The sequence below is a fragment of the Thalassotalea psychrophila genome, assembly GCF_031583595.1.
GTDB lineage: Bacteria > Pseudomonadota > Gammaproteobacteria > Enterobacterales > Alteromonadaceae > Thalassotalea_A > Thalassotalea_A psychrophila.
On the sequence record NZ_CP134145.1, the window covers coordinates 3,434,989 to 3,456,801 of the forward strand.

The 21,813-nt window shown below is 38.9% G+C and carries 17 protein-coding genes; 14 read left to right on the forward strand and 3 right to left on the reverse strand.

Translation table 11 applies throughout. The annotated features are described in order from the left end of the window. The first annotated feature begins 95 nt into the window (after nt 1–95). The 14 genes from leuS (at nt 96) to lipA (ending at nt 14,823) form a co-directional block, all read left to right on the forward strand. A complete protein-coding gene (gene leuS, locus RGQ13_RS14085; RefSeq protein WP_348390381.1) occupies nt 96–2,684 on the forward strand; it encodes a leucine--tRNA ligase in 2,589 nt (862 codons plus the stop codon). Next, complete coding sequence (locus RGQ13_RS14090; protein WP_348390382.1) at nt 2,684–3,196, forward strand: LPS-assembly lipoprotein LptE; 513 nt, start codon at nt 2,684–2,686, stop codon at nt 3,194–3,196. The genes leuS and RGQ13_RS14090 overlap by 1 nt, the downstream gene beginning before the upstream one ends. An 8-nt stretch (nt 3,197–3,204) precedes the next feature. Next, a complete protein-coding gene (holA, locus tag RGQ13_RS14095) occupies nt 3,205–4,263 on the forward strand; it encodes a DNA polymerase III subunit delta (RefSeq protein ID WP_348390383.1) in 1,059 nt (352 codons plus the stop codon). A 1-nt stretch (nt 4,264) separates the two neighbouring features. Continuing rightward, nucleotides 4,265–4,897, forward strand: a complete 633-nt coding sequence (gene nadD, locus RGQ13_RS14100; RefSeq protein WP_348390384.1) for a nicotinate-nucleotide adenylyltransferase — start codon at nt 4,265–4,267, stop codon at nt 4,895–4,897. Nucleotides 4,898–5,190: 293 nt separating this feature from the next. Continuing rightward, nucleotides 5,191–5,514 (forward strand): ribosome silencing factor, encoded by a 324-nt coding sequence (gene rsfS, locus RGQ13_RS14105; protein ID WP_348390385.1) that lies wholly within the window; start codon nt 5,191–5,193, stop codon nt 5,512–5,514. A 6-nt stretch (nt 5,515–5,520) separates the two neighbouring features. Further along, the gene (rlmH, locus tag RGQ13_RS14110; protein ID WP_348390386.1) at nt 5,521–5,991 is read left to right on the forward strand and encodes a 23S rRNA (pseudouridine(1915)-N(3))-methyltransferase RlmH; all 471 of its coding nucleotides are present in this window, start codon (nt 5,521–5,523) and stop codon (nt 5,989–5,991) included. Between the two features lie 6 nt (nt 5,992–5,997). After that, entirely contained in the window at nt 5,998–7,941 is a 1,944-nt protein-coding gene (gene mrdA, locus RGQ13_RS14115; protein ID WP_348390387.1) for a penicillin-binding protein 2, read from the forward strand. 61 nt (nt 7,942–8,002) lie between these two features. After that, nucleotides 8,003–9,118 carry a rod shape-determining protein RodA gene (gene rodA / locus RGQ13_RS14120; RefSeq protein WP_348390388.1) on the forward strand — a complete coding sequence of 372 codons (1,116 nt, stop codon included), beginning with the start codon at nt 8,003–8,005 and terminating at the stop codon, nt 9,116–9,118. Between the two features lie 180 nt (nt 9,119–9,298). Beyond that, nucleotides 9,299–10,246: a septal ring lytic transglycosylase RlpA family protein gene (locus tag RGQ13_RS14125; RefSeq protein WP_348390389.1), complete on the forward strand. Its 948-nt coding sequence runs from the start codon at nt 9,299–9,301 to the stop codon at nt 10,244–10,246. 403 nt (nt 10,247–10,649) lie between these two features. Further along, nucleotides 10,650–11,813 (forward strand): serine hydrolase, encoded by a 1,164-nt coding sequence (locus tag RGQ13_RS14130; protein WP_348390390.1) that lies wholly within the window; start codon nt 10,650–10,652, stop codon nt 11,811–11,813. Nucleotides 11,814–11,899: 86 nt separating this feature from the next. Next, nucleotides 11,900–12,748: a D-amino acid aminotransferase gene (locus tag RGQ13_RS14135; protein ID WP_348390391.1), complete on the forward strand. Its 849-nt coding sequence runs from the start codon at nt 11,900–11,902 to the stop codon at nt 12,746–12,748. A 55-nt stretch (nt 12,749–12,803) separates the two neighbouring features. Beyond that, nucleotides 12,804–13,067 (forward strand): DUF493 family protein YbeD, encoded by a 264-nt coding sequence (gene ybeD / locus RGQ13_RS14140; RefSeq protein WP_348390392.1) that lies wholly within the window; start codon nt 12,804–12,806, stop codon nt 13,065–13,067. Nucleotides 13,068–13,228: 161 nt separating this feature from the next. Continuing rightward, nucleotides 13,229–13,834: a lipoyl(octanoyl) transferase LipB gene (gene lipB, locus RGQ13_RS14145; protein ID WP_405054199.1), complete on the forward strand. Its 606-nt coding sequence runs from the start codon at nt 13,229–13,231 to the stop codon at nt 13,832–13,834. Nucleotides 13,835–13,839: 5 nt separating this feature from the next. Continuing rightward, nucleotides 13,840–14,823 carry a lipoyl synthase gene (gene lipA / locus RGQ13_RS14150; protein ID WP_348390394.1) on the forward strand — a complete coding sequence of 328 codons (984 nt, stop codon included), beginning with the start codon at nt 13,840–13,842 and terminating at the stop codon, nt 14,821–14,823. Nucleotides 14,824–14,906: 83 nt separating this feature from the next. On the opposite strand, the gene RGQ13_RS14155 is transcribed toward lipA, so the two are convergent. The 3 genes from RGQ13_RS14155 to RGQ13_RS14165 form a co-directional block, all read right to left on the reverse strand. Then, nucleotides 14,907–15,971, reverse strand: coding sequence for an efflux RND transporter periplasmic adaptor subunit (locus tag RGQ13_RS14155; RefSeq protein ID WP_348390395.1), 1,065 nt, complete (start codon nt 15,969–15,971; stop codon nt 14,907–14,909). A 9-nt stretch (nt 15,972–15,980) separates the two neighbouring features. Beyond that, nucleotides 15,981–19,106 carry an efflux RND transporter permease subunit gene (locus RGQ13_RS14160; RefSeq protein WP_348390396.1) on the reverse strand — a complete coding sequence of 1,042 codons (3,126 nt, stop codon included), beginning with the start codon at nt 19,104–19,106 and terminating at the stop codon, nt 15,981–15,983. A 278-nt stretch (nt 19,107–19,384) separates the two neighbouring features. Continuing rightward, the gene (locus RGQ13_RS14165; protein WP_348390397.1) at nt 19,385–21,787 is read right to left on the reverse strand and encodes a DUF748 domain-containing protein; all 2,403 of its coding nucleotides are present in this window, start codon (nt 21,785–21,787) and stop codon (nt 19,385–19,387) included. Nucleotides 21,788–21,813 lie beyond the last annotated feature (26 nt).

A 21,813-nucleotide genomic window follows, 5' to 3' on the forward strand; every position in this document is an offset into this window, starting at 1 on the left:
TTATTCGAGCAATATTTTAAATTCATGTCTAGTGCTAAACCAAAGCAATTAATTGCCACTATTTTTAGCACTACCAACGCTTGAGAAAACCGTTAATGGAATCCATTTATAATCCACAGTCTATTGAAGAAAAGATTCAACAGAGCTGGACTGAAAACAAAACTTTTGAAGCAACTGAAATCGCCGGTAAAGAAAAATTTTACTGCCTTTCGATGTTCCCATACCCAAGCGGACGCTTGCATATGGGCCATGTTCGTAATTACACTCTTGGTGATGTAATTAGTCGTTATCAACGTTTACAAGGCAAAAACGTAATGCAACCTATGGGTTGGGATGCGTTTGGATTACCTGCTGAAAATGCGGCGATCAATAACAAATCAGCACCAGCAAAATGGACTTATGAAAACATTGATTATATGCGTAATCAGTTACAATCATTAGGCTTTGCTTATGATTGGAATCGTGAATTAGCAACCTGTAAACCTGATTACTATCGTTGGGAGCAGTGGTTTTTCACTCAGTTATTTGAAAAAGGCTTAGTTTATAAAAAGAACGCTACGGTTAACTGGGATCCTGTTGATCAAACCGTATTAGCCAATGAACAGGTTATCGATGGCCGCGGTTGGCGTTCAGGCGCTATTGTTGAGCGTAAAGAAATTCCACAGTGGTTTATTAAAATTACTGACTACGCAGAAGAGTTATTAAATGACTTAGACCAACTTGAAGGCTGGCCTGAGCAAGTGAAAACCATGCAGCGTAACTGGATTGGTCGTTCGGAAGGTGTCGAAATGACTTTCCAAGTTGCTGATTCAAGCGAAAGCTTTGATATATATACAACTCGTCCGGATACACTAATGGGGGTTACATACGTAGCTCTTGCTGCGCAACACCCTTTAGCGTTAGCAGCAGCTAAAAACAATAGTGAATTAAGCGAATTTATTGCTTCATGTAAAAACAATAAAGCCACAGAAGCCGATATGGCGACTATGGAAAAATTAGGTGTTGATACGGGTCTTAAGGCCATCCATCCAATTACTGGTGAGCAAGTACCAGTTTGGGCAGCCAACTTTGTCTTAATGGATTACGGTTCAGGTGCGGTAATGTCAGTACCTGGTCATGATCAACGCGACTTCGAATTTGCCTTAAAATACGGTTTAGAAATTAAACAAGTTATTGCTGATGCTGAAGGCGATGACATAAACGTTGCCGCTATCACAGACAAGAACGTGCTAATAAATTCAGGTCAATTTGATGGTTTATCGTTTGAACAAGCATTTAAAGCCATCAGTGAACATTTAAGCAATGAAGGTAAAGGTAGCGTTAAAGTTAACTACCGTTTACGTGACTGGGGGGTTTCACGCCAACGTTATTGGGGTACTCCAATTCCAATGTTACGCCTTGCTAATGGTGAGTCTGTTGCTGTTCCACAAGACCAATTACCGGTTGTATTACCTGAAGATGTAGTTATGGATGGCGTAACGTCACCAATTAAAGCCGATCCTGAATGGGCTAAAACCACTTACAATGGTGAAGAAGCGTTCCGTGAAACCGATACTTTCGATACCTTTATGGAATCGTCTTGGTATTACGCTCGTTACTGTAACCCAGGTAACGATGAAATGATGCTAGACCCAAAGAAAGCCAATTACTGGTTACCAGTAGATCAATATGTTGGTGGCATTGAACATGCAATTTTACATTTATTGTACTCTCGATTTTTCCACAAACTAATGCGTGATGTTGGTTTAGTCGACTGCGATGAACCGTACAAGAGTTTATTATGTCAAGGCATGGTATTAGCAGAAACATTTTATCGAGAAGAAAGTAACGGTTCACAAACTTGGATTTCACCAAGTGATGTTGACATCGAGCGCGATGAAAAAGGTGCTGTAACTAAAGCGACTTCTAAAATTGATGGCCAACCAGTAATTTCTGGCGGCATGACAAAAATGTCAAAATCAAAAAATAATGGTATTGACCCACAAGAAGTAATTAATCAGTTTGGTGCTGATACCGTGCGTTTATTCATTATGTTTACTTCACCGCCAGAGCAAACTTTAGAATGGTCAGATTCAGGTGTTGAAGGCGCACATCGCTTCTTAAAACGAGTGTGGAAATTAGCATTTGATTTTACTGAAGCTACAAAAGATACTGCAATTCCTGCATTAGCTGATGTTGAGCTTAATTCGTCTCAGAAAAACTTACGCCGTGAACTTCATAAAACTATTGCTAAGGTAAGTGATGACATTGGCCGTCGTAATACCTTTAATACCGCTATTGCGGCAATTATGGAATTAATGAATCACTTAGCCAAAGCTAAACTTGAATCTGACGCCGATAAAGCCATTATGCATGAAGCTATTCAAGCTATTGTCTTAATGCTAACACCAATTACACCACATTTAGGCCATGAATTATGGGCAACAATTGGTGATGGTACTGCCGTTGAAGAAGCCGCATGGCCTTTAGTTGATGAAGCCGCCTTAGTACAAGATGAAAAGCTAGTGATTGTGCAAGTAAATGGTAAATTACGTGCAAAAGTTACCGTTAGTGCCAGTGCTTCACAAGAAGATGTTGAAAAGATTGCGTTTTCAGAAGAGAATGTAGTTAAATTTACTGAAGGTAAAACCGTTCGTAAAATCATTTATGTGCCGGGTAAACTTCTAAACATAGTAGCTAATTAATGATAAAAACTGTTGTTTTTACAAAATGGATAAAAGTTGCTGTTAGCGCCTTGCTGACGGTAACTATACTTACTGGTTGTGGATTTCATTTACGTGGTGATTATTTATTACCCGATGAAATGCAAACATTATACGTAAGCTCACAAGATCCGCATGGTGAACTTACCCGTTTTGTAAAAACGCATTTAAAAGATAATGATGTAAAGGTAATGAATAAAAGCGGCGCAAACATTCCAGAGTTGCGTATTTTAAAAGATCTGCTGAATCGTCGTACCTTATCTTTATTTGAGAACGGTCAGGTTGCTGAATATGAATTAACCTATTCAGTACGTTATGAAGTCAGATTTGAAAACAAAGAGACGCAACGCTACAATTTCGACCTTACACGTAACTATCAAGATGATCCAGATAGAGCATTAGCAAAATCTAGAGAGTTAAGCTTATTACGCAAAGAAATGCGTATTGAAGCTGCCTCCACCATTTTACGTAACCTTGCTTCTACCGAGCTTTAATCCCTTATATGCGCATTTATCATAACCAACTTGCTAACCAACTACAGAAACAATTACTCGATGTTTGGTTAATTTTTGGAGATGAGCCTTGGCAAAAAAATGACGCCTTAGACAACATTAAACTCAACGCTAAAAATCAGGGTTATGATGAATTAATTCGTTTTAGTAACGATGACAAATTTGACTGGAACCAGGTATATAATGAGTTTCAATCATTAAGTTTGTTTGCTGAAAAGCGCATTATTGAAATCGATTTAGTTAATAATAAACTCGATGACAGTGCGGTTAAAACACTTACCGATATTGGCAACTTTATTTCTACTCAAGGTCAAAGCGATGTTTTGTTAATATTGCATGGTCCTAAAATTGATGCCTCAACGGCTAAGAAAAAATGGTTTAAATCCTTAGATAAAATTGGCTGTTATATTCCGCTTTATGATCTTGAAGGAAAAAGCTTAAGTATTTGGCTGAATAATCAGTGCCGGCAGTTAAAGCTGAACATGGACTCGCAAGCACAATTGTTGTTAAGCGATTTTTTTATCGGTAATACTCCAGCTTTAGCGCAAGAACTACAAAAACTCACCTTGTTATTTGATCAGCAATTTATTCGCAGCGAAGATTTAGAGCAACTACTGATCAAACAGTCGAAATTCAGTCCATTTCAACTAACCGATGCCCTACTTTCTGGCCAGCTAGAGCAATGTAATAACATGCTTACCCAAATGAAACATGAAGGTGTAGCTTTGGCACAACTTGTTTGGATAATCCATAAAGAAATATTACAAATTGAGATGATGCTTAATCGCATAGCTAATGGTGAAAGCCGAGATGCCTTGTTTAAAGAATTACGCATTTGGGACAAGAAAAAGCCTCTTTATAACCATGCGCTTAACAACATCAGCTTAGCCAATATTAAACGGGCTAAAATGCGTTTAGCTAAAACCGACTTGATCAGTAAAACCAGCAGTGATTTTGATGATTTTATTTTGTTATCTGATGTTTGCTTAACTTTATATTATGGTGATGTAACGCAAAACCTGTCACTAGATTATGAGTATTTCGCCTAGCATGCCGACAGAGCATATTGGCATTTTTGGTGGTACCTTTGATCCCATTCATTTAGGGCATATAAAACCTAGCGAAGATATCGCTAAACAACTAGATCTTAGTCAAGTTTTACTTTTACCAGCCCATATACCTCCACATAAGCAATCTACATTTGCCAGTACTAAACAACGAAAAGAAATGGTTGAACTAGCCTGTGAAGAACATGCACTATTTACTTTAGATGCTCGCGAATTAAATCGGCATACAAAATCATATACCATAGATTCAATTAAAGAATTAAAACAGCAGTATCCAAATGCTAAGCTTTATTTTTTCATTGGTACTGACTCATTAATTTCATTACCTAGCTGGCATCAAATACAAGAGTTGTTGACACTTTGTCATTTTGTTGTTGGTACAAGACCGGGTTATTGCGTTAGTAACTTAAATGATGAAAGCATTCGCACTCGAATTACTGACGATATTAGCTTAGTCAAGCAACAAAGCGCCGGCAGAATTTTGTTATTAGAAACCTGCCAAGTAGATATTTCATCAACATTAATTCGTGAAAAGCTTAATAATAAAGAAAATTGTAGTGAATTTTTGCCGAACAAAGTGTCGCAATTTATTGAGCATAATAAACTTTATCGTTAATTTTCGGCCCTACTATTAACTTTTCTCACTTCGGGTTAGAATACACGCTGTATGATAAATATTTGCCTGAACAGGCAGCAGTTATTTTCGCACTTGGCCATAAAAATACCAAGTTCAATAACTATCTATTCATTTTTAATGGATAAAACGAATAACTACAGCGTTATAAAATTTTCAAGTAGAATAACTACTTATAAAATTTAATGCCTTGTATTTATCCGTTTTTCCTCATCAAAAAGTAGAACACATATTTATTGAAATTGATATAACGTTTAAATCCTAAGGAATACACTTTGCAAGCAGAAAAATTAGTTGAATTTGTACAAACTCAATTAGAAGACATTAAAGCCCGTGATATTGTAACTCTACATGTTGCAGAAAAAGCCAGCTTTACCGACTATATGGTTATTTGTTCAGGTAACTCATCAAGACACGTACGTTCAATCGCAGAAAACTTAAACACCGCAGTGAAGGCTGAAAAGATGAAGCCAGTTGGCATGGAAGGCACTGATGTTGGTGAATGGGCTCTGATCGATTTAGGTGATGTTATTGTCCATGTTATGACTGATGACACCCGCGACCTTTATCAACTTGAACAGCTTTGGTCTGACGAATAATCTCCTATGCGCCTCACCCTCATTGCCGTAGGTAACAAAATGCCTAGTTGGATTGCTCAAGGTTTTAGTGAGTATTCTCGTCGTTTCCCTCGTGATTTAAGTTTCGATTTAATTGAAATAACCCCAGGTAAACGTGGCAAAAATGCCGACATAGCGCGCATTTTAGAAAAAGAAGGCGAACAAACCTTAGCGGCTATTCCTAAAGGTAGTCGCATTGTTACCTTAGAAGTAGAAGGTAAGCCTTGGACAACTCCTCAATTAGCAAAAGAACTGGAAAAGTGGCAGATGGATGCCCGCGATGTCGTCTTGTTAGTTGGTGGTCCAGAAGGTTTAGCGCCAGCATGCATAAAAGCGTCGGAACAAAAGTGGTCATTGTCGGCTCTAACCTTACCACACCCTATGGTAAGAGTTATGATCGCAGAAAGTTTGTACCGTGCTTGGAGCATTAACAATAACCATCCTTATCATCGTGAGTAATGGTTAGTGGCAATAAAACACGTATCAATTAGAAATCACAGCGCTGAGGCAAACCTGTTTGCCCGAAGAGCTTTTATCACCTTTTTAGGTGTATTAGTTATGCTATTGATTTTATTTAATAATTTATACGAGTTAGAAGTAAACTCTTATGAAAAATATCAAACCAGATCAAACAAAAACCGTATAAAACTATTGCCAGTAGCGCCTAATCGCGGCCTGATTTATGATCGAAATGGCGTATTGTTAGCTGAAAACAAGCCTGTTTATTCTTTAGAAATAATTCCTGAGCAAGTTAAAGATATCAACAAAACCTTAGATTTACTCGCCAGTATTGTTAATATTTCAGCGGAACAAAAAACAAAATTCTTAGAGGCAATGCGTTACAAGCGTCGCTTTAAGCCAATTGAATTAATTTCTCGTTTAAATGATGAACAAGTGGCTAAAATTTCGGTAAGCCAACATTTGTTCCCTGGGGTTATCATTGAAGCGCGATTAAAGCGTTATTACCCTTTTGGTGATTTAACCACGCATTCTTTAGGCTATGTTGCCAAAATTAACCGCAAAGATTTAATCAACCTAGACGAGCAAGGCAAGTCGGAAGATTATAAAGCGACTCGCGACATGGGAAAATTAGGCCTAGAGCGCTATTACGAAGACATTCTACACGGCACCATGGGCCATCAAGAAGTTGAAGTAAATAACCAAGGTCGAATTTTACGAACCCTGAGTTTTACTCCACCGATACCTGGCAGTGATATCACCTTAAGCCTAGATATTGAGTTACAGATGATTGCTAAGCGAGCATTATCGGGTAAACGTGGTGCGGTGGTTGCTATCGACCCAAGAGATGGTGGTATATTAGCATTTTATTCAAATCCAAGTTATGACGGTAATTTGTTTGTGCATGGTATTTCATCAAAAAATTATAAAAAACTACAAAACCGCAACCGTCCATTAATCAACAGGGCAACAAAAGGCACTTATCCGCCAGCTTCAACTATCAAACCGTTTTTAGGATTAACTGGTTTAGAAAGTAATATGATCACCACAACATCCAAAATTTGGGATCCAGGTTTTTTCAAGCTTAAAAATGGTAAGCGAAAATACCGTGACCATTTAAAATGGGGACATGGCTGGGTAACAATAGAAGAAGCGATAATGCGCTCATGTAATACCTTCTTTTACGATTTATCTTACAAACTCGGAATTGATAGGATCTCGGAAACTATGGCCAAATTTGGTTTTGGCGAATCAACCGGTATCGATATTTATGAAGAAAGTGAAGCGATAATGCCAAGCAGGGGTTGGAAACGTGCACGTTATAATCAGCCTTGGTATCACGGTGATACGGTAAATATTGGTATTGGGCAAGGTTATTGGACTGTTACGCCATTACAATTGGCGCAAGCAACATCCATTTTAGTTAATAAAGGCGAAATAAAAGAACCACACTTTTTGTCCGCAATACACCAAGTCCCGACATTAACTGCTGAAGTTGATCATGATGTCCAGAGCGAAATGGAACAAACAACAGCGTTAACGAGAGAAATTATCCCGTTCGAAATAAATGAAAAACCACCGATTGAACTAAATAACCCAAACAGTTGGGACATTATCCTAGAAGCAATGCATAAAACCGTAAGGAAACCTTCTGGTACTGGTTATCGCGCGTTTTTAGGAACCAAGTACGACGCAGCAGGAAAATCAGGGACCGGTGAGGTTGTTGGCCGCGCACAAGACACAGATTATGATGCCACCAAGATCTCTGAAAATAACCGTGATAACGCCATGTTTATCGCCTTTGCTCCATTTACTGCGCCTGAAATCGTAGTAGCAATCGCAATAGAAAACGTTGCGGTGGGCGGCGGCGGTTCTAACGCGGGCCCTGTAGCAAGGCAGATCATGGATCAATACTTTGCGAATAAAAATCTTGTGGCAAAGATTAAATAAAACAGAAGCGCTAAGCTACAAGCTTTCTAGCTCCAACATTTAAATAATAACCGAGAAAAACATGCGCTATGTAGGTAAAGACGAAGCGAAAAAGAAAACGCTATTACAGCGGATCCACATTGATCTGCCGCTGTTGTTTGTGCTGTTAGTGCTGATGACTGTTGGCTTATTTGTTATTTACAGTGCTGGAGGTCAAGATACTGACTTAGTTATACGGCAAGTGATCCGTTTAGGCATTGGCCTTGGCGTAATGTTTGTTGTTGCACAAATACCACCATCGGTGTATCAACGTTGGGCAGTAATTGTATTTATTCTTGGCTTATTAATGCTCTTAGCCGTACTTTTGTTTGGCCATGTTGGTAAAGGTGCACAGCGCTGGTTGGATCTAGGTTTTATGAAGTTTCAACCTTCAGAAATCATGAAACTTGTTGTACCAATGACCATCGCCTGGTTTATTAGTCGTTATGACCTTCCTGCTAAAACAAGACATATCTTAATTGCCTTTGTCTTAGTAATGCTACCTACCTTGATGATCGCTAAGCAACCTGATTTGGGTACTTCATTATTGATTGCCTGTTCAGGCATTTTTGTTTTGTTTTTAGCTGGCGCCAGTTGGAAATTAATTGCTATATGTGCAGGGGCTATTTCAGCGTTTATGCCCATATTATGGATGTTTTTAATGCGTGATTACCAAAAACAACGGGTATTAACGTTTTTAAATCCTGAGCAAGATCCTCTTGGCTCGGGTTATCATATTATCCAATCGAAAATTGCTATCGGCTCCGGTGGTATCTCAGGTAAAGGTTGGCTGCAAGGCACACAATCACAATTAGAGTTTTTACCTGAACGACACACTGACTTTATCTTTGCGGTATTTAGTGAAGAGTTTGGCTTAATTGGCATTGTAGGTTTATTACTGATCTATTTATTAATTGTTATGCGTGGTTTATGGATTGCCTTTAATGCTCAAGAAGCATTCACAAAATTACTGGCCGGCAGCTTAACGCTAACCTTCTTTGTTTATGTATTTGTAAATATTGGTATGGTTTCAGGCTTATTGCCAGTTGTAGGTGTGCCACTGCCCTTAGTAAGCTATGGCGGTACCTCTATGGTTACCTTAATGGCTGGTTTTGGCGTTATTATGGCAATTAGTACTCATAGGCGATTGATTTCTTAACAAATAACTTAAACTAGGGATAAGCCCCCATAATCTCTAGTTCAAGTTAAATATTTAAAGTACACAAATTAAGCTAATAAATAACAACAAAACGGTTGAGTCTATTGTTATAAATTACTACACTGACTGCTGTATATACCCACTGCAGAGTAGGTTTAAAATAATAAAAAGAAGTCAATTGTGCCGTTAGCTAAATCCATTTTTCTTATATTCACCATTTTTACTCTCCTAGCTTGTGAGAGTAACTCTCGTTATTCTCAAAAACATGACAGTGTTCCTACGCGTCTGCCTACAGAATTTGAACTAAAGGAGCCTACACCTAAAGTAGTTGCGCCAAGTAGAGGTGGAAATAAAAACTATCAGGTATTTGGCAAGCCTTACAGTGTAATGAAAACGGCAGAAGGCTATAAAGCAACCGGTACGGCCTCTTGGTATGGGAAAAAATTTCATGGTCATTTGACTTCAAATGGTGAAGTTTACGATATGTATGCCTTTAGCGCTGCTCATAAATCATTACCCTTGCCTACTTACTTGCAAGTGACCAATTTAGCAAATAACAAATCCGTTATTGTACGAGCTAATGACCGAGGTCCTTTTCATCAAGATCGTTTAATCGACCTTTCTTATAGCGCAGCTTACAAATTAGGTATGTTAAGTAAAGGCACGGCCAAAGTAAGGATTGAAGCAATTACCCACTCTAATTTAGCTAAGTTTACTAAGCCTACTTATTCAAACGATGTTATTGCGACAAATACAATTGAACGGTTACCACCACTTGAAGCAATAGCTTCAACACCTAACGTCGTAAAGACAGCTAAGACTAATGTGCCAGTTCATCACGTAAAGAAATCGAATGAGTTGTCGCGTACAAAATCGACAGTGAAAACTCCATCAGCAACATTTAGACCATATATTCATGTGATGGTGACTCGCGACAAGCTATTAGCGAACAATACAGCTAAAGGTATACAGTTTTTATTGCAAGTTCCGGTAAAATTATCAGAAAAAAATGAACTTTTTAGGGTACAAGTGGGACCAATATATGATGCCGAAGAGGCAAAAATGTTGCTCGCTAATATACAGAAGCAAGGGTATCCGGAAGCATACCCGCTAAGAGCACCAAAATAAACGATAAATAGCAGGATATAAACCATTAGCAGCTGTATACCCGTTGCTATTCAAGATGCAGGTTTCAGAGTGCTTGAGCGATGCCAGTACAAGGCGCAGTTATGTAGTAATGGTACTCCCTTGCAAATATCTGCAACGAAGTAGTGGAATTGCTCAAGCTCTTCTTCGATGGGTTTAAAAGTAATTTATGCCGCGTTATTAAGTTGAAAAATGGAACAACCATTCTCTAAATTTAATGCCTTGCCTAAATTGCTTTTAATTCCCACTGAAGCCTACACTTTGAATAGCAACGGGTATATACTAACCAGCAATTTTTTTGCTAATGAAAATATAATCATGGCAATGCTATATAAAAAACTATAACTATTAAAACTACGAATCTATCGAATTTCACAGGTAAATGATGACCAACTCAGCACGTAAACTTATAAACATATTTAGCGGCCTTGTACTCGCTACAACTGCTTTTACCGCTTCTGCGAATACTATTATTCCAGCTCCACCACAAATTAACGCTGAAGGTTATATTTTATTAGATCATGCTACCGGAAAAATAATTGCTGAAGGTAATGCAGATATCCAACTAGAGCCCGCATCACTAACTAAAATGATGACGAGTTATATCATTGGTCAAGAAATTGCCGCGGGTAATATTGCCAATGATGATTTGGTTACCATTAGTGAAAACGCCTGGGCGAAAAACTTCCCTGACTCATCAAAGATGTTTATTGAAGTGGGCACTGAAGTATCAGTTAAGCTATTAAATCAAGGCATCATTGTTGCCTCTGGTAATGATGCTTGTGTAGCAATGTCTGAACACATTGCAGGAAGTGAAAGCGCCTTTGCTGATTTGATGAATGCTCATGCCCAACAACTTGGCATGCTAGATAGTAACTTTCAAAACTCACATGGTTTAAGTGGTACAGAGCATTATTCGACTCCACGTGATATGGCAACTTTAGCCAGTGCATTAATTACTGACGTGCCAGATGAGTATGCTATTTATAAGCAAAAATCATTTACCTTTAACAACATTAAACAATATAACCGTAATAGCCTTTTATGGGATAAAAGCATGAACGTTGATGGCTTAAAAACTGGCCATCATTCAAAAGCAGGCTTTAATCTAGTTACGAGTGCGACTAAAGGCAACATGCGTTTAGTTACCGTAGTTATGGGTGCAAAAAGCGAGCAAGCCCGTAAAATTGAAAGTAAAAAATTATTAAACTACGGTTTCCGATTCTTTGAAACAATCACTCCATATAAAGCAGGTGAAAGTTTCGCGACTAACCGTGTTTGGATGGGCGATATTAAAGAAGTAGATTTAGGTATTTTAACAGACACGTCAATTACTATTCCTCGTGGCCAACGCAAAAACTTAGAAGCAAACTTCAAACTTGACCAACAGTTAGAAGCGCCACTAGCGAAAGGCACGGTGGTAGGTAAAGTATTTTTACAGCTTAACGGCGAAGACGTTGGTGAATACCCATTAGTTACCTTACAAGAAGTGAATGAAGGTAGCATGTTCAGCCGTTTAGTTGATTATGTGAAGCTGCAGTTTTTATAGGCAAAATTAGGGATAAGGAACTAGGTATTAGGAATTAGGAACTTGACACCTTGAATCCTTGAATCCTTGAATCCTTAGTAGAGTTTATGACAGACATCGTTTATTTAAATGGTGAGTTACTCGCCAAAAAAGATGCAAAAATCTCGGTTCTAGACCGAGGTTTTTTGTTTGCTGATGGTATTTATGAAGTAATACCCGTTTATAACTCATCTCCTTTTCGCTTAAAACAGCACCTTGAACGCTTAGCCTATTGTTTAGAGCAACTAGGCATCACCAACCCTCACTCAAATATTGAATGGAAGAATATCATCCGTACGCTGATAGAGCGCAACGGTGGTGGTCACTTATCAATATACTTGCAAGTTACTCGCGGCGTGAGCAACGACCGAAACCAACTCATTGATGAAATCATGACCCCTACGGTTATGCTATTAGCCTCCCCGTTACTTGTTAGCGAAGAATCAATAGAAACCGCAACCGCAACGTTACTTGAAGATATTCGTTGGCAACATTGTGATATTAAATCCATTGCTCTATTAGGCAATATTATGCTGCGCAATAAAGCCCAACAACTTGGCTGTGATGAAGCAATTCTGCATCGTGACAACGTAATTACGGAAGGCTCTACTTCGAATGTATTTATGGTTAAATTCAGAGAAGTGTATACACCACCGCAAAATCAGCTAATTTTAGGTGGTATTACCCGAGATGTGATTATCGAACTTGCAGAAGAGTCTGGCTTAAAAGTACATCAAGAAAACATAACTGTTGATGACTTATTATCGGCTGATGAAGTATGGATCTCCTCTTCTTCAAGAGAAATTTCACCTATCACCCAAATTGATGATAAAATAATCGGCTCAGGCCAAGTAGGTCCTGTTGCTAATGTGCTCCATAGTGAGTTTCAAGCATTTAAAAAGACCCTAATTAATTAGCATCAATAATGTTTTCACAATGTTGGTGTTGCAACAAACGTTTAAAGAGAGCTGTATGAAAACCAAATTCAATGAACTACTTGAATTTCCTTGTGTACTAAATTTTAAAATTATGGGCGTTGCTGTGCCTAATTTACCTGATTTAATCATTGCCGTTTTACAAAATGATACGCCAGCGGATTATGTACCAACCATTAAACCAAGCAGTAAAGGCAACTACCACTCGGTTGCAATTCCAATTAGAGTGACTAGCCAAGAGCATATTGAGAAGCTTTACAAAGAGTTATCTGCAATTGAAGAAGTTCGCTACGTACTGTAAAAATACTCGATCAATTTAGCTATATTAAATTGTTTACGATTCCAGTAATAACCACATTACGCTTATGGTGGATATTTGGCCTGAGATGGCTATAATGGCGCCATTATTTACTACGAGATAAAGACTTGAGCTACCCACTAGTTATTCGACAATTAAATAGCATGGATTACGAAAAAGTTTGGCATGCTATGCAAGACTTTACGGATACTCGTGATGACACTGTTGATGATGAACTTTGGCTAGTTGAGCACCCTCCGGTTTTTACCCAAGGGCAAGCAGGTAAAGAAGAGCATTTATTAATGCCTGGCGATATCCCGGTAGTAAAGGTTGATAGAGGCGGACAAGTAACATATCACGGTCCTGGCCAACAGGTTATTTACTTTATGATTAACTTACGCCGTCGTAAAATGGGCGTACGTGAACTCGTAACATTAATAGAAAACGGCATTGTTAACGCGTTGGCACAATATAATATTGATGCCGCGGCAAAACCTGACGCACCAGGTGTCTATGTTGACGGTAAAAAAATTGCATCACTAGGCTTGCGTGTCCGTAAAGGCTGCTCATTTCATGGCTTAGCAATTAATGTGAATATGGATTTGTCGCCGTTTTTACGCATAAACCCATGTGGTTATGCCGGATTAGAAATGATCCAAACCATTGACTTAAATGGTCCAGACAACGTTGCCGAGATAGGTAACGCTTTAGTTGAGCAATTACAGCAATTATTAAATGCTGACACAGTTAGCTATAAGACAGGTTTATAATCGTCATGACAGAAACAACAGAAAAAGTTAAAACAACACGCGTTGCCCCGGGCACAAAAATGCGTGATGCGGACAAAATGCAGCATATTCCGATTAAGGTTGTGCCTTCAGAGCGTGCAACAATGTTACGCAAGCCTGATTGGTTACGCATTAAATTGCCACGTTCAAGTGACAAAATTGATCACATCAAATCGTCGTTAAGAAAACACGGTTTGCATTCTGTGTGTGAAGAAGCATCTTGCCCGAACCTGTCGGAGTGTTTTAACCACGGTACTGCCACCTTTATGATTTTAGGTGATATTTGTACTCGTCGTTGTCCATTTTGTGACGTTGGCCACGGTCGTCCATTAGCAGCTGATAAAGACGAGCCGAAAAAGCTTGCCCTAACGCTTAAAGATATGCGTTTAAAATACGTGGTAATTACCTCTGTAGATCGTGATGATTTACGTGACGGCGGCGCACAGCAATTTGCTGACTGTATTAGCGAAATAGCCGAGCACGCACCACATACAAAGGTTGAAATTTTAGTCCCTGACTTTCGTGGCCGTATGGACCGTGCACTAGACATTTTAAATGCAACCCCGCCACACGTATTTAACCATAACTTGGAAACAGCACCGCGCCTTTATACTAAAGCTCGTCCGGGCGCTAACTACCAATGGTCATTAGATTTACTGAAAAAATTTGGTCAAGCAAACCCTAACATCCCAACTAAATCAGGTTTAATGGTAGGTTTAGGTGAAACGAATGAAGAAATATTAGAAGTGATGCGCGACTTGCGAGCTCACGGTGTAACTATGCTTACCATTGGTCAATATCTTCAGCCTAGTAAACATCATTTAGCCGTTGAGCGTTACGTACATCCTGATGACTTTGATATGTTTAAGCGCGAAGCTGAGGCGATGGGTTTTGAACACGCTGCATGTGGTCCATTAGTACGTTCGAGTTATCACGCCGATAAACAGGCAGCTGGTGAAGAAGTTAAGTAAACTAATAAGCTTCCATTAAATAACAAAGGCGCTATAGCGCCTTTGTTATTTAATAGCATGTAACATGTTGAAACTTGAGACCTTTAGTTAAGTTTTGCTAGCTCAATAGTTTGTTGGTCAATGCGCACCGCTTGACCGTCTTGCAATCGTTCTCCGCCACGAACAATAACCGAATCTCCAGCAGTAATGTCACCACTTACTGATACCCAATGCCCTGCTCCTTGCCCCACGGTTACGTTAACTTTTTTGGCAACTAGATCCTCGTTTACGGTTAACACAAAGGTGTCAGATTGTCTCAGTAACAATGCATCTCTGGGCACCATTAGCACTTCAGATAAGTTTTGTTTAGGCAATGATACGCTAACAGCAGTGCCAGATAATAAGGTTAAATTGGTTGCCGCTAACCTTACATTGAAAGTACGAGATGATTGTTCACCTGCGCGGCTCCATGTTCTGATTGGCAACTCGATCAACTGTTCTTGCCATTTTACTTGCATTTTAGCTCCTGACTCTAAAAACGGTGCGATTGATATAGGAGCGGCAACGGTAATATCAAGATCATTGGGATCAACCAACGCAACCAAAGGTCGACCAACAGTAATTAATTCACCTACATAAGCAAAGCGTTCACTAATAAAACCCGAAAATGGTGCTTTAATCTCAGTTTTTGTGATGTTTAGCTGAGTTTGCTTTACTTCCATTTGTTTAGCCACGACTTCATTTTGGGCGACAGTTAAGTCTTTCTCTGTACGCTCTAGTTCGCTTAATGCGGTATTATTAGTTTCACTGAGTTTTAATAAACGCTGTTTTTGTTTAGTTAAATAGTTAACATTTGCTTGATACTGCTGCGATTGAGCCTCTTGTTTGGCCATCAATAATTTGAGATCACGATTATCGATGCGGGCAATTATATCGCCTTGTTTAACTTCACTACCAATATCTACAATTGATAATAACTGCCCAGTTTGTTCAGCAGAAATGGTGGCGTTCATTCGACTCACCACATTCCCGGGTAACCATACTCGTCCTTGCACTTGTTCTGTTTTTGCAATTTCAATGCTCACTAGTTGTCCTTCACTTTCTGCAGCAATGACTAGGTTTGTAGCAAAGAAACTAATAGACGCTAGAGCTAATATAAATTTGTTCATCATTTATCCTTAAATTTTTGTTTGTGATTGAATTGCTAAAGTATTTAGCTCTGGTTCAACTACCAAGGGGTTAAGTGAAGACTTTCTAAAACCAAAATCACTGCGTTGTAAAAGTAACAGGCAAGGCAGTAAAATAATGGTAAACAAAGTGCTTACCGCTAATCCACCGACGATAACCGCAGCCAAACCACGATAAATCACACTGCCTGCACCAGGAAGCAACAACAGTGGCAGCATGCCAAAGAAACTTGTAGCAGTACTCATAAAAATGGGACGTAACCTTAAAGATAAGGCCTGTTGAACCGCACTCGCTCTGTTCACACCTTGAGCCTGAGCCAAACGAGTTTGATGGACTAACAATATGGCATTATTAACGACCAAACCGAGCAATATAACAAAACCTATCATGGTCAATAGATCAAGCGGTTGAAAAACGAATAAATTAAGTAATCTCAATGCCAAAATGCCGCCAACCGTAGCCAGTGGAATAGTAATAATAACCAAAGCGCTGTCTTTAACAGAGCGAAATAAAGCTGCCATTAGTAAGAACAAGATCACCAGTGCAAATAAGAAATTTTCACTCATCACGGTGATGGCTTTTTCTAATTGGTCGGCGCTGCCACCGTAAACGATAGAACTGTCTGCAGGCAGCGCAGCTTTTAATTTAGGTTCGACTTCATTTTTTAATACCGCAATAGTTTCTTCTAACGACCAACCTTCTGGAGGATTCACATTCAAGGTAATGGTACGATTACCATCGATACGTGTTAAACGACTTGGACCTACGGTGCGTTTAATAGTAACTAACTCTGCTAACTGAGTGATATTACCATTACCGGTAACAACGGGAACATCACCTAAATTATCAGGATCATCCCAACCTTCCGAACGAACAATGATATTTAAGCGTTTGCTACCATTAAAATATTCCCCAGCATAAACACCATCACCCAAGGTTCTTACCACTCGCCCTACATCACGACGAGACCAACCTTGCTCAAGAATGTTTCTATCTTTTGGTGTTAATCTTAATTCTGGTGCCGACATTTCAGGGCTTGGATTAGCACGAACATTGGCTCCTTCAATAGCATCGTTTACCCATTCTATCCCTTGACGAGCGGCACTTTGTAGCGCTTGCGTATCTCGGGTTTGTAAGTGTATTTGTACTTGTCTTCCTCCACCAAAACCACCAAATAAATTACCCTGCCTAGCGAATGCGCGAGTGTCTGGTAAATCTACTAGTACTTCTTCTTGAACCACTCTTAATAATTCTTCAACATCTGCTTGATCTTTAGCTCTTACTCCTAAATTTCCGCCAAAAGGTCCAGAGAATAGATAATAGTTTTTAAGTGCTGGCTGCTTTTCGCCATTCATATAAGGCTTTAATCGCTCGACAATTGGGTTAACCACTTCACGTTCAATGGTTTGTATATTTGCGCCAGGAGGAAATTGCAAATTGGCATCAATAGCATCACGCTTAACCGGTGGTAAATAATCCAAGCTTGGAATAGCCAACACAGTAATAATCACCGGAATAACCAAAAGGCAGGTGGATACAGTTAAACGCTTTTTACTACTGGAAGTTAATTTAACCACCCAAGTGGTGATCCCGTGCCAAATGGCTTGGTTGGGATCTTTGATCTGCTGCTCTTTGATGTAGTATTTCGCCAATACAGGAAGTAGTACCACGGCGACAAGTAACGAAACCGATACTGCAATAGCTATAGTTAAAGCTAAATCACCAAACAGTTGCCCTTCAATATCTTTTAAAAAGAATACCGGTAAGAAAATTGCAACTGTTGTTGCGGTAGACGCTAATAGCGCGCCCCAAACTTGCTTGGCCCCTTGCTCAGAACTTTCATGACGGTTTAAACCTTTTTCACGCATTCGAAGAATATTTTCTAGAACCACAATGGCAGCATCCAGTACCATACCCACGGCAAATGCTAAGCCTGCTAATGAGATGACATTAAGCGAGCGGCCGGTTAATTGTAATACGATGAAAGTTGTTAATAAGCTTATAGGGATAGCCGTAGCAATAATAAACGTGGCACGAGCTCTGCGAATAAAAAACCATAACACCAATAATGATAACACCGCCCCGACAAACAAATTACTGGTAACTAAATTAATTGCCCGGTAAATAAATACTGATGCATCAAATGACTGGATCATTACTAATTTTTTGTCAGCTAGTAACTCACTATTTAATAGCGCAACTTCAGTTTTAACCCGATTTAACGTGTCTAATACATTTGCACCACTTACTCGGTCTATGCGCATTGAAAAAGCAGGGTTACCATTTTGAACAGCGACACCCTGTTTGTCAGCGCGACTTACTTGTACAGTGGCAATGTCTGCTAAACGAATATTACGGCCGTTACGAGATTCAAGTATAAGTTGCGACAGCTCTTCTATTTCATACTTACCATTAAAACGTAAAGTGTATTGTCTACGGCCGACATCAATGAGGCCACCTGAAATGTCATTGCTGCCCGAAACTAAAGCGATAAGTTGCGGTATTTCAATACCAAATTCTGCGGCTTTAATAGGGTCAAAGCGTATTTGTAATTCTTCTAGGTTTTCACCATTAAACATTTGCACACTAGCCACGCCTTCAATGGCTTCAATTCTTGGACGAATAGAATCTTCAGCAAAATCGATATAGTCGTCGATGTCATGCTCATTACCAGGTAAAGCTTGTAAAAAGAAAAAGGTTAAAGCAGGGTTACCGCCACCAAAGCCACCAAGCATTACCCGCGGCGGGGTTGCATCTCGGGGTTGAGATTGTACTCGCGTCATGCGACTAATAACTTCCATTAGAGTTTCTTGCATGTTGTTGTCAATGCCAAACTCAAGATTGATAAATGCATTACCACTATTGGCAAAAGCATTCATCGATTTCAGGCCAGGAATACCACGAAGTACTTTCTCTTGCGGCTCTAGAATTTCTGACTCTATCTCTTGCGGTGATGCTGCTCGCCATGAAGTTTGGATGGCAATTCGCGGATTTTCAATATCTGGAAATAATTGTACTGGTAGTTTGTTTAAGCTGAATAACCCGAGGAATAAAATCAACGCGACAACCACAGCGACTGCCGCTGGAGAATTTAATGCATTAGAGGTGAGTTTCATTTTTATTATTAACCTGATGATGTCAAATTTATTAACAACACATTAACAACATTGAAGGGTTACGATAATTGGATGAGTCTAAACGAAGATTATCTGCGATGAGTTACTGGCCAGAAATAGTTTGCAACCACTTGACACAATTTGACATATAACTAGCCATTACGAGTCATGTAAAGATCTATACGAGTTAATGCTCTTTGTGGGTAACGTCCGAATAAATTCGGACCAACCAGTATTTTGAATAAGTAGGTGTGGATTCAATTCGTTTGAGATCACTACTATTCCATAGAAATAGACACACCAGAGGTACCCTTTTCTTGATACTTTGCTTTACACAAAAATAAGCGTTTATTGGTGATGCCCTTCTCAGACAAATAGCTTTTCAAAGAGATAGCCCTTTGTTTAGCGAGAGCGGCCAATTGTGCCTCTAATTGCTCCCCTTGATATTCATTTGATAATTGGGCTTTATCTGTTTGATTACTTTCGCCGCAAAGGTGCAAATCAATTTCATCACGTCTTTTTAAAACCTCTACCAATTTACTAGCATAATCTAATTGTTTAAGTTCTAAGTGCGAACTATTGACATTAAAAATCATATCTTCGAAGGCTATTCGATTAGACGCATCGACTAGATATTCTGCGGCCATAAAAGCTGCCCCATAGGGTTGCAAAGCATATTTTAAAAAACCTATTGAACCTTTCTTTACAGCTTGAGTGATCGACTTTTGGATTATTGAGTTCACATTTACATTGGCATCATTTAAATCCCCTTTGACTGGAATTTCGATGTCTATGATGCCTTTGCTATCTTCTAGTACACTGATAGCCATAGGAATTGGTAATGTTGAGACAACTTTACTCTCATCGATACTTTTAATTTGTAACTTGCGGATAACCACGTCATTGCTCATTTCTATTTCATTTTGCTGTAACTGCAATTTAAATTTGTGGTCAAATTGGCCACGGGTAAATTGATAACCCGCGAAAGGTTCAATAAATGGCGATATTGTCACAAAAGACATATCTTCTATTTGCCCCGATAGTGATAAATCTAGTGGCTGCTTAGTCAAATAAGCCTCACCTTGTACTGAAATATTGGCATGCTTATTTAACTTAGTGTTTAACTCAAAACTGCTTTGCTTTTGTATTTCAGAATTTGTCAGGTTAGTAAGCAGTAATTTTTCAATATCCAATTGAATTTTATGCGGTTGGCTTTTTAATATTTTAACAAGGTTTATATTGGCAGGGGCAGCTAAACTAATCATGTTTATATCGTACAAAAATTCTGTTTTTGAATTGTCTTCAATCGATACGCTTACTTCTTCAACCTCTGATATGGCCCCAGTATCAGAGGTTTCGCTTGTACTTATATTCGAAGAGTGGAAGCGCTGTTGAACTTTCTCAATGACCTTTAACCAGCTTGGTTCATTTTGCTCATTTAACTGTAGTGAAGTTTGTAACCCGGCAAGCTCAAGTTTTTCTAAATTTAGGTTGGAAAATGAACTGTTAAGCTGAATATTTTCAAAAATCAATTTATCAAGTTGGTTGATAGCGTCGACTTTGGTATGGCTGTTAGCTTTGTTTGTTTGCTTAATATCATTAGTGAACCAAGATAATCCCGAAAAGTCGAGTTTATTGATACTTACAGATAAATCCTCCGTAATAGTCATGTCGTTAGAGTCTAGACTGTTAAACCCGATAAGTAAGTTATCACTTGCCTCATCAATAATTGAAAATTTCTGTAATTCGCTATTTACTGTACCTGAAACTAGCGTCTCGTTTTGCATTGCCTGCACCTTTATCGATACATTGGCCGCTAGTTCCTGCAAGTTAATCGCTAATTGCTTGCTATCAAGATGCAAATTTTGGCTCAATAAATCACCATTAAAGTTTAAGATTAAATTATTATTTTTGTCGCGAATTCCATCAACATAGAGATCTGCATTCGCCATGCCTTGCAATGAATTAAGCGGCAAAGGTGAATAAATATTGGCAAGCGTCTTAAAGTCATCATACTGGATATTTTTAATAGTAATATCGCCTTGCACTGATGGTGTTGTGGCAAGTGGTTGCGCGGTGAGTTGGGCACTAATTTCGGTATTATTAAGCCGTGAGTCAAGGGTAAGTTCAGCAGGATAATCATGCCACGTTGATACCCTTGTTAACGTAAATTGGTTAATAAGATATCGACCCGTAAATTGCTTGAGCTGGATATCGACTTCAATATTAGTTAAGTGCACTAAATCTACATCTAAATTAGGTAATGCCAAAGCTTGCTCTTCATCGACAGGGATCGGCTTCCCGGTTTTGTCTTGCTCATTTGCAACAATTGGGATTACCACTTCAAAATCGCCATTGTCACTTTCAATGACCGCCAATTTCGTGTCTTGAATTTCAAACAGTTCCGTGGCTATGCCTCCGCTAAAAAGACCTTGCCAGCGATAGTCAGCTCGCATTAAACCAATTACTAATTTTTCTTCGTTGTTGATACCTACTCGAACATTTTCAATTTGTAAGCTACCTGAAAACAAATTTAAATCAACATCTTCAATGGTGACATTATCAAAGCCTTGTTGGCTTATTTTATTAATTACATAATACCGAGCCGCTTCAGGTAACAAGATTAATAAAATAGCGATAACTAAAATTGAACTTACAAGGTACTTTCTACGAGAGGTCATATGGGGATTTTTCTATCACTAATTGG